Below are 10,447 nucleotides of genomic sequence, written 5' to 3'. Positions count from 1 at the left end.
CGTCGTAGAAATTATTTTCAAATCTATAAATTCATTTGTTCATGAAAACACATTTTTCATTTAAACACTTGCTATTTCTTGGAGGTGCCGTGTTGTACAGCCTGCAATCTTCTGCCGTTAAGAATCCGGTAGACTATGTCAGCACACTGGTAGGCACTCAATCCAAGTTTGAACTGTCTACCGGAAACACGTATCCGGCTACGGCATTGCCGTGGGGAATGAATTTCTGGACACCGCAGACCGGTAAAATGGGAGACGGTTGGGCGTACACGTATGATGCCGACAAAATCCGGGGATTCAAACAAACACATCAGCCCAGTCCCTGGATGAACGACTACGGGCAGTTTGCCATCATGCCTATCACCGGCGGACTGGTATTCGATCAAGACCGACGTGCCAGTTGGTTCTCTCACAAAGCGGAAGTTGCCAAACCTTATTATTATAAGGTGTACCTTGCCGACCATGACGTAACAACCGAGCTTGCTCCTACGGAGCGCGCCGTCATGTTCCGTTTCACGTATCCGGAGACAAAGAATGCCTACGTGATTGTAGACGCTTTTGACAAAGGTTCTTATGTGAAAGTGATTCCGAAAGAAAACAAGATTATCGGCTATTCAACCAAGAATAGCGGCGGTGTGCCGGAAAACTTCAAAAACTACTTTGTAGTTCAATTCGACAAACCGTTCACATTCGTTTCCACAGTTTCCGAAAACAACATTCTTCCGAATGAGATCGAAGCGAAAGGAAACCACACAGGTGCGGTAATCGGATTCGCCACGAAAAAGGGAGAAATCGTACACGCACGGGTTGCTTCCTCCTTTATCAGTCCTGAACAAGCGGAATTAAATCTCAAAGAGCTGGGCAGAAACAGTTTCGACCAATTGGTAACGAACGGAAGAGACGTGTGGAACCGTGAAATGAGTAAGATAGAGGTGGAAGACGATAACATTGATAACCTGCGCACCTTCTATTCCTGCCTGTACCGCTCCATGCTTTTCCCACGTAGCTTTTACGAGATAGACGCTAAAGGAGAAATCATGCATTACAGCCCCTATAACGGTGAAGTGCGTCCCGGCTATATGTTTACCGACACCGGTTTTTGGGACACGTTCCGTTGTCTGTTTCCTTTCCTCAACCTGATGTATCCGTCGATGAACCTGAAGATGCAGGAAGGTTTGGTAAACGCTTACAAAGAGAGCGGTTTCCTGCCGGAATGGGCCAGCCCGGGACATCGGGATTGTATGGTAGGCAACAACTCGGCTTCCGTAGTGGCCGACGCTTACATCAAAGGATTGCGCGGATATGATATCGAAACTCTTTGGGAAGCATTGAAACATGGAGCAAATGCACATCTTCGCGGGACTGCTTCAGGTCGTCTCGGTTACGAATCTTACAACCAACTAGGATATGTTGCCAACAATATCGGCATAGGACAAAACGTTGCACGTACACTGGAGTATGCATATAACGACTGGGCAATTTATACATTAGGCAAGAAACTCGGTAAACCGGAGAGCGAAATCGACATTTATAAGAAACACGCGCTGAACTACAAAAATGTCTATCACCCGGAACGCAAACTGATGGTTGGCAAAGATAACAAAGGCGTATTCAATCCGAATTTCGATGCAGTGGACTGGAGCGGTGAATTTTGCGAAGGGAATAGCTGGCACTGGAGCTTCTGCGTATTCCACGACCCGCAAGGACTTATCAACCTGATGGGAGGCAAGAAAGAATTCAACGCGATGATGGATTCCGTCTTTGTCATCCCGGGTAAACTGGGAATGGAAAGCCGCGGCATGATTCACGAAATGCGTGAAATGCAAGTAATGAACATGGGGCAATATGCGCACGGCAACCAGCCTATTCAGCACATGGTATATCTCTACAACTATTCGAGCGAGCCCTGGAAAGCCCAATACTGGATACGTGAGATTATGAACAAGCTATATACCGCCGGTCCCGACGGTTATTGCGGTGACGAAGACAACGGACAGACTTCCGCCTGGTATGTATTCTCCGCACTCGGTTTCTATCCGGTTTGCCCGGGAACGGATGAATATATCATAGGAACCCCGCTTTTCAAATCAGCGAAGTTACATCTGGAGAACGGAAAGACCATCACGATCAAGGCAGATAACAACCAGCTTGACAACCGCTACATCAAGGAAATGAAAGTAAACGGGAAATCACAAACCCGTAATTTCCTTACACATGACCAGCTGATTAAAGGTGCTAATATTCAATTTCAAATGAGCCCCGTACCCAATAAACAACGGGGAACCACAGAAAAAGATGTACCTTACTCTCTTTCGTTTGAATAAAATATTGTACTTTTGGAGATCAATGAATTATCTACCAAACAAACTATAAAAACATGAAACTGAAAAACCTTTTACTAATTGCCCTTGTTGCGATCGTCTTTTGCGGTTGCCAAAGTAACTATCAGCCTACTTCTATCACCGTTGCCTCCTACAATTTGAGAAACGCCAACGGTGGCGATTCAATCAACGGAAACGGTTGGGGACAACGTTACCCGGTCATTGCCCAAATAGTGCAATACCACGATTTCGATATTTTCGGCACGCAGGAGTGCTTTATTCATCAACTGAAAGATATGAAAGAAGCATTACCTAGTTATGATTATATCGGTGTAGGCCGCGACGACGGCAAAGAGAAAGGTGAACATTCTGCTATTTTCTATCGCACAGACAAGTTTGATGTGATAGAGAAAGGTGATTTCTGGTTATCGGAAACTCCCGACGTGCCGAGCAAAGGATGGGATGCCGTGTTGCCGCGTATTTGCAGTTGGGGACACTTCAAATGCAAGGATACCGGCTTCGAATTCCTTTTCTTCAACCTGCACATGGACCATATCGGCAAGAAGGCACGCGTGGAAAGTGCGTTCCTCGTACAGGACAAGATGAAAGAACTTGGCAAAGGCAAAGAGCTTCCAGCCATCCTGACGGGAGACTTCAATGTCGACCAGACCCACCAGTCTTATGATGCTTTTGTGAGCAAAGGGGTGTTATGCGACTCTTACGAGAAGGCCGGCTTCCGCTATGCTATCAACGGCACGTTCAACGACTTCGACCCGAACAGCTTTACGGAAAGCCGTATCGACCATGTATTCGTTTCTCCGTCTTTCCATGTGAAAAAATATGGTGTGCTGACGGATACTTACCGCAGCATCGTAGGCAAGGGAGAAAAGAAGCAGGCGAACGATTGCCCGGAAGAAATCGACATCAAGACTTATCAGGCGCGCACTCCTTCAGACCATTTCCCCGTAAAGGTGGAACTGGAGTTCGAACAGCGTCAGCAGAAATAATCTTTGTATCTAGTTATAACCTGAAAGTTTCACCACACAACCCGATATTCCTATGAGAAATATATGTTTTGTAGCCTGTATGTTATTTTGCCTTACCTCCGCAGTGGGAAAGACACCGGGAAATACCCGTTATCTTTCTATTGCCGACTCGATTCTATCTAATGTATTGAATCTCTATCAGACGAATGACGGACTACTAGCAGAAACGTATCCTGTCAATCCCGACCAAAAAATTACTTATCTGGCGGGCGGAACGCAGCAGAACGGAACGCTGAAGGCTTCTTTTCTATGGCCGTATTCCGGAATGATGTCGGGTTGTGTGGCTTTATACAAAGCGACCGAAAACAAGAAGTACAAAAAGATTCTCGAGAAAAAAATTCTACCGGGGATGGAACAGTATTGGGATAACAGCCGCCTGCCGGCCTGTTATCAGTCATACCCCACCAAGTACGGGCAGCACGGACGTTATTATGACGATAACATCTGGATTGCACTGGATTACTGCGATTATTACCAACTGACTCACAAACCCACATCTTTGGAAAAAGCCGTTGCATTGTATCAATATATCTACAGTGGATGGAGCGACGAGATAGATGGTGGCATCTTTTGGTGTGAACAGCAGAAGGAAGCGAAACATACTTGTTCCAATGCACCGTCTACTGTGCTCGGCGTCAAGTTGTACCGGCTGACGAAGGATGCCAAATACCTCGAAAAAGCAAAAGAGACGTATGCCTGGACGAAAAAGCATCTATGCGACCCTACCGACCATCTTTACTGGGATAACATCAACCTGAAAGGGAAAGTTTCCAAAGAGAAGTACGCCTACAACAGTGGACAGATGATTCAGGCGGGTGTATTACTCTATGAGGAAACAGGAGATGAACAGTATTTGCGCGATGCACGGCAAACAGCCGCAGGAACAGATGCCTTTTTCCGCACAAAAGCCGATAAGAAAGATCCGACTGTCAAAGTGCATAAAGACATGGCCTGGTTTAACGTAATCTTATTCAGAGGACTGAAAGCTCTGTATAAGATTGACAAGAATCCGGCGTATGTCAATGCGATGGTGGAGAATGCGCTTCACGCCTGGGAAAACTACCGGGATGAAAACGGATTATTAGGCAGGGATTGGTCGGGACACAACAAGGAGCAGTATAAATGGCTGCTCGACAATGCCTGTCTGATTGAATTCTTTGCAGAGATTTAACACTTCTTCTCCGCAACACTTTCATAATCAATACTAATCAACAAAAAAAGACTATTACCATGAATATAACTAAAGCCTTTTGTTTGTCCATAGCACTCTTGGGTGCTAGCAATATGCAGGCTATAACGAACAGTGATTTTGTCATCCAACAAGATAATACCCAAATCAACAACTATCAGACGAACCGTCCGGAAGCATCGAAACGTCTGTTTGTCTCGCAAGCTGTGGAACAACAGATTGCGCATATCAAGCAACTGCTGACGAATGTCCGCTTGGCATGGATGTTCGAAAACTGTTTCCCGAACACACTGGATACTACTGTTCATTTTGACGGTAAAGATGATACGTTTGTTTATACGGGTGACATTCACGCCATGTGGTTGCGTGATTCGGGTGCACAAGTATGGCCTTACGTGCAACTTGCCAACAAAGACGCGAAACTGAAAAAAATGCTGGCCGGCGTTATCAAACGTCAGTTCAAGTGTATCAATATCGACCCGTATGCCAATGCTTTCAACATGAATTCCGAAGGCGGCGAATGGATGAGCGACCTTACGGACATGAAGCCCGAACTGCACGAACGTAAATGGGAAATCGACTCGCTCTGTTATCCTATCCGTCTCGCTTATCATTACTGGAAGACGACGGGAGACGCCAGTATATTCTCCGACGAATGGCTTACAGCCATCGCCAAGGTTTTGAAAACGTTTAAGGAACAGCAACGAAAAGAAGATCCGAAAGGTCCTTATCGTTTCCAACGCAAAACGGAACGTGCACTCGATACGATGACCAACGACGGCTGGGGTAATCCTGTAAAGCCGATCGGACTGATTGCTTCTGCTTTCCGTCCTTCGGATGATGCTACAACTTTCCAGTTCCTCGTTCCGTCCAACTTCTTTGCTGTAACTTCATTGCGCAAAGCTGCCGAGATTCTGAATACAGTCAACAAGAAACCTGATTTAGCTAAAGAATGTACTACACTGTCGAACGAAGTGGAAGCAGCCCTGAAAAAGTATGCGGTTTACAATCATCCGAAATATGGCAAAATCTATGCTTTCGAAGTAGATGGTTTCGGCAACCAACTGTTAATGGATGATGCCAATGTGCCGAGTCTCATTGCCCTGCCTTATCTTGGAGATGTGAAAGTGAACGATCCTATTTATCAGAATACCCGTAAGTTTGTATGGAGCGAAGATAATCCTTACTTCTTCAAAGGTACTGCCGGCGAAGGAATTGGCGGTCCGCACATCGGATATGACATGATTTGGCCCATGAGTATTATGATGAAAGCATTCACCAGTCAAAACGACGCAGAAATCAAGACCTGCATCAAAATGCTAATGGATACGGATGCCGGAACAGGGTTCATGCATGAATCTTTCCACAAGAACGACCCGAAGAACTTTACTCGTTCCTGGTTTGCATGGCAAAATACGCTATTCGGAGAACTAATCCTAAAACTCGTAAATGAAGGAAAAGTAGACTTACTGAATAGTATCCAATAGTCTTCTATTATGTTTTTTATTGTATTCCCGCTTATGAGATAACTGTTTCTAACCTTGAAGCTTACGCTTCCAAAGTAGTTTCAAGGTTGAAGAACTTTAGTTTCACGCCTTTGAAACCATAGTTTCAAGTAAGTGAAACCAAAGTTTCCCGCTGACGAAACAAAAGTTTCAAGCAATAGAACTTTTAGTTTCAAGTACTGAAACTCTCTCTTCTGTAATAGGCTGATAATCCTTGAATACCAATCCGGATAGAGAAATAAGTATCCACATAGCAGAGAAACAATAAAATCCTTGCTTTCAACAACAAGGTGACAGCAAAGTTGTCGTCACCTTGCCGTCACATCATGCTGTCACACTGCAGTATATTTATAATCAATCATTTATGCCCAATCAGGTGACAGATGACAGCATTTTATTTATTTTCCAATTTATATGTAGGGAGTATATGACTCCTAAAAAATAAATGACCCATATAATATGAACAATATGAAATCAACTTTTTTATTCCTACTTGCTACAACCATGATGACCTGTACTGCCTACGGACAGTCTTCCAATCATAAAGAGAACAAATTACCCGATTGGGCTTTCGGTGGTTTCGAACGTCCAAAGAATGTCAATCCGGTAATATCTCCTATAGAAAACACCAAGTTTTACTGTCCATTGACCAAAGATTCTATTGCGTGGGAATCGAACGATACATTCAATCCGGCTGCTACACTCTACAATGGTGAGATTGTCGTGTTATACCGTGCAGAGGATAAATCAGGTGTCGGTATCGGACACCGGACTTCCCGCCTCGGTTATGCCACTTCTACCGACGGCACACATTTCCAACGGGAAAAGACTCCTGTATTCTATCCGGATAATGATTCACAAAAAGAGTTGGAATGGCCCGGCGGCTGCGAAGACCCACGAATTGCCGTAACCGATGACGGATTATATGTAATGATGTACACCCAATGGAATCGCCATGTGCCTCGCCTGGCAGTAGCGACCTCTCGCAACCTAAAAGACTGGACAAAACACGGTCCTGCTTTTGCCAAAGCATTTGATGGAAAGTTCTTCAACCTGGGTTGTAAGTCCGGCTCTATCCTGACCGAAGTTGTTAAAGGGAAACAGGTTATCAAGAAAGTCAACGGGAAATACTTTATGTACTGGGGAGAGGAGCATGTATTCGCAGCTACTTCCGATGACTTAATCCACTGGACACCGATTGTCAACATTGACGGTTCCCTAAAAAAGCTGTTTTCTCCCCGTGACGGCTACTTCGACAGCCATCTCACCGAATGTGGGCCTCCGGCTATCTACACTCCGAAAGGAATTGTCCTTCTTTATAATGGTAAGAACCATTCAGGAAGAGGTGACAAACGCTATACCGCCAATGTCTATGCTGCCGGACAAGCACTCTTCGACGCCAATGATCCTACCCGCTTTATCACCCGTCTCGATGAACCGTTCTTCCGTCCGATGGATAGCTTTGAAAAGAGTGGGCAATATGTGGATGGAACCGTATTTATAGAAGGAATGGTCTACTTCAAAAACAAATGGTATTTGTATTATGGTTGTGCTGACTCCAAAGTAGGAGTAGCCGTTTATGATCCGAAACGACCGGCAAAAGCTGATCCGCTTCCATAGTTATAAAAATAGTCTTGATTACATTCTTTTTTAAAGGAAAGATGTACTTATTTCTTAAAACTATATTCCCCAAAACGGCTGAAAACAGTAAGTTCTTGTTAAGGATTTGCTTTTCAGCCGTTTCTAGTATAAAATAAAGCTTTCCGAAGCAGAATTAAATGCTACAATCGGAAAGCCTTATAATACCTATTGAAAACTGAATTGAATATTGAGAACCAGCTTTATTCTTTCATTGTCGGAGGCTTCTTCCTCCTTTCAACAATTAGCTGTCTTTTATAAGTAAGCCATCTTTATCCATTTATCTTATTCAAAACAACCGGTCTGTTTGCCGGAGCCTTACCAAAATTCTTATTAGGCTTTTTCCCCATTACAAACTTCAATGTGCTGCCATTTATTATATCCTGATAAGTGATATAACTCTTATCATAAGGCTTGCCATTCAAATACACTTTCTGGATATAGATATTTTCTTTGCTGTTATTAGGTGCTTCTACAGTAAAAGTGTTACCACCACGTACCTTCACTTCTACTTTCTTAAAACAAGGGCTACCGAAAACAAATACACCATCCGACGGGTTCACCTGATAGAGTCCCATAGATGAAAGAAGATACCAGGCAGACATTTGGCCACAATCCTCATTACCGATGATACCGTCCGGCTGGTCTGTGTAAAAATCGCTCATGATAAAACGAACCTTTTCCGCCGTTTTCCATTGTTCACCGGCATACGCATAAAGATAAGCAACATGATGGCTCGGTTCATTTCCATGTGCATATTGTCCGATCAATCCGGTTATGTCGCTCGATGCTCCTTCCCCCATACTGTCGGTATTGGTAAAGAAACCATCAAGCCTCGTTGTAAAAGGTTTGTCACCTCCAAACAAGGCAATCAGCCCATAGGGGTCTTGTGGAGCAAAGAAAGTATATTGCCATCCGTTTCCTTCACAGAAATCTCCAACAGTATGGATGGAACGTGCCGGATCGTAAGGAGTACGCCAAGAGCCGTCTTCCAGTTTCGGACGAATGAAATGGATAGAAGAATCAAAATAGTTCTTGTAATAATGAGCACGTTTTGAGAATGTTTCAGCATCTTCTGTCTTTCCCATCTTACGTGCCATAGCGGCAATTCCCCAGTCGTCCACTGCATACTCCATGGCTATGGAAGTAGCTTCATGAACTTTGTCGGCAGGGATATAGCCTTTTTTGACTACATAAGGTACTCCTTTCTGCTTTTCATAAGTAGCTGTAGCTATCATTGCTTGCAATGCTTCTTCCGCATCGAACCCGGTAAATCCTTTCAGATATGCATCGGCAATCACCGGCACGGAGCTATACCCCGGCATCTGATCGGTCTCTCCACTCATCAAAGGCCAGATAGGGAGTTTGTCCTGCTGACGATAGATGGAAATCATCGAATTGACTACATGGTCAACCATTTCAGGTTGAGTAATAGTCATCAAAGGATTTAATGCACGGTAGGTATCCCATAAAGAAAGAGTCGTATAGTTGGCTTTCTTCGGGTCTGTGTAAATCATGTCATTCATCCCTCTATACTCTCCATTCACATCGCAAAAAAGCGTAGGGGCAATCATAGTATGATAATGGGCGGTATAGAATACACGTTTGGAAGCCTCATCATCAGTCTCTACTGTCATCTTCTCCAGTTGCTTATTCCATCGGTCGGCACTCATATCCACCACCTTATCAAAATCCCAGTGAGTAAGTTCGGATTGCAGGTTCATCGCTGCGTTGTCACAGCTGACAGAAGAAAGGGCGACTTTTATCTTCACTTCCTTCACGTTACCAAAAGTGAGGACACTCTTCACCGATGCCACTTTCAGTTGGTCCCAAGGTTGCGGGGTATTATCATCATAGGCAGTAAACTGCTCTATCTTCTTATCACTTTTCAACACAAAATAAACTTTGCGGGAAGGACTCCAGCCTCTCACATAACGATAACCCTCTACTGTATAATCATCTACCTTACGGATATAGCTGTCGTAAGCATTCGATCCGTTTCCTTCACGTAAGTCGATTAATATGGAAGCCGGTTTTCCTTCAGGATAAGTATAACGATGGAAGCCTACACGATCTGTAGCTGTCAGCTCGGCTTTGATATTGTAACGGTCGAGAAGCAAAGAGTAATATTCGGGACGGGCGATTTCATTCGCATGAGAATATCTGGAAGCATACCCATCACGTATATCATCCTGATTGCCTCTGGGAGTACGGATCTCATTCAATGGCATGATGAGAATATCACATAAGTCAGTACAGCCCGTACCGCTCAAATGGGTATGTGAAAAGCCAATTAAAATACTATCGGAATAATGATAACCCGAGCACCAGTCCCAACCTTTATGGATATTAGTAGGACCCAGCTGTACCATTCCATACGGAACACTCGTCCCAACAAAGACGTGTCCATGATAACCGGATCCGATATACGGATCGACGTACTGCAATAATCCTTCACTTTTTGAATAGTTCTGTTGCGCTACTCCATTTCCCGCTGCAAGCAAGACACAAGAAGTAAGTGCAAGTAGTTTAAATGCCTTCATTCGTATTTTTCTTTGGTATGATTGAAAATTATAGTTAGCGAATGATGCAAATATACTACCTATTTAGGAATTAACTAACTGTCGCTAGAGTTTACAAGAAAAATGGCAGGCAGGTTTACTCTTTTGGCAAGTTCCAACCACAGATTTACACGGTTTTCCACAGAAAAACTGCGTACCGTCTACTAAATAACATAATAAATGAATC

General features: G+C 44.0%; 6 protein-coding genes. 5 read left to right on the top strand and 1 reads right to left on the bottom strand.

Features of this window, described 5'->3' with window-relative positions:
• The first annotated feature begins 41 nt into the window (after positions 1–41).
• From BXY_RS23230 to BXY_RS23210, 5 genes are all read left to right on the top strand, one after another.
• A complete protein-coding gene (locus BXY_RS23230; protein ID WP_015533074.1) occupies positions 42–2,324 on the top strand; it encodes a GH92 family glycosyl hydrolase in 2,283 nt (760 codons plus the stop codon).
• 53 nt (positions 2,325–2,377) lie between these two features.
• The gene (locus tag BXY_RS23225) at positions 2,378–3,328 is read left to right on the top strand and encodes an endonuclease/exonuclease/phosphatase family protein (protein WP_015533073.1); all 951 of its coding nucleotides are present in this window, start codon (positions 2,378–2,380) and stop codon (positions 3,326–3,328) included.
• A 52-nt stretch (positions 3,329–3,380) separates the two neighbouring features.
• Positions 3,381–4,538, top strand: coding sequence for a glycoside hydrolase family 76 protein (locus BXY_RS23220; protein WP_128859097.1), 1,158 nt, complete (start codon positions 3,381–3,383; stop codon positions 4,536–4,538).
• A gap of 59 nt (positions 4,539–4,597) precedes the next feature.
• Complete coding sequence (locus BXY_RS23215) at positions 4,598–6,043, top strand: glycoside hydrolase family 125 protein (protein ID WP_015533071.1); 1,446 nt, start codon at positions 4,598–4,600, stop codon at positions 6,041–6,043.
• Between the two features lie 477 nt (positions 6,044–6,520).
• On the top strand, positions 6,521–7,681 hold the full coding sequence (locus BXY_RS23210) for a glycoside hydrolase family 130 protein (protein WP_015533070.1): 1,161 nt from the start codon (positions 6,521–6,523) through the stop codon (positions 7,679–7,681).
• Between the two features lie 290 nt (positions 7,682–7,971).
• Here the strand turns inward: BXY_RS23210 and BXY_RS23205 are convergent, their stop codons facing one another.
• A complete protein-coding gene (locus tag BXY_RS23205) occupies positions 7,972–10,242 on the bottom strand; it encodes a GH92 family glycosyl hydrolase (RefSeq protein WP_015533069.1) in 2,271 nt (756 codons plus the stop codon).
• Between the last annotated feature and the right edge of the window lie 205 nt (positions 10,243–10,447).

Source organism: Bacteroides xylanisolvens XB1A, from assembly GCF_000210075.1.
Lineage (GTDB): Bacteria > Bacteroidota > Bacteroidia > Bacteroidales > Bacteroidaceae > Bacteroides > Bacteroides xylanisolvens.
Note: the sequence above shows the minus strand (reverse complement) of the source record. Positions and strands in the feature narration are given on the sequence as shown.

Coding starts and splice junctions, on each gene's coding strand:
- BXY_RS23230 (WP_015533074.1), top strand. CDS start 42: ATGAAAACACATTTTTCATTTAAACACTTGCTATTTCTTGGAGGTGCC.
- BXY_RS23220 (WP_128859097.1), top strand. CDS start 3,381: ATGAGAAATATATGTTTTGTAGCCTGTATGTTATTTTGCCTTACCTCC.
- BXY_RS23225 (WP_015533073.1), top strand. CDS start 2,378: ATGAAACTGAAAAACCTTTTACTAATTGCCCTTGTTGCGATCGTCTTT.
- BXY_RS23215 (WP_015533071.1), top strand. CDS start 4,598: ATGAATATAACTAAAGCCTTTTGTTTGTCCATAGCACTCTTGGGTGCT.
- BXY_RS23210 (WP_015533070.1), top strand. CDS start 6,521: ATGAACAATATGAAATCAACTTTTTTATTCCTACTTGCTACAACCATG.
- BXY_RS23205 (WP_015533069.1), bottom strand. CDS start 10,242: ATGAAGGCATTTAAACTACTTGCACTTACTTCTTGTGTCTTGCTTGCA.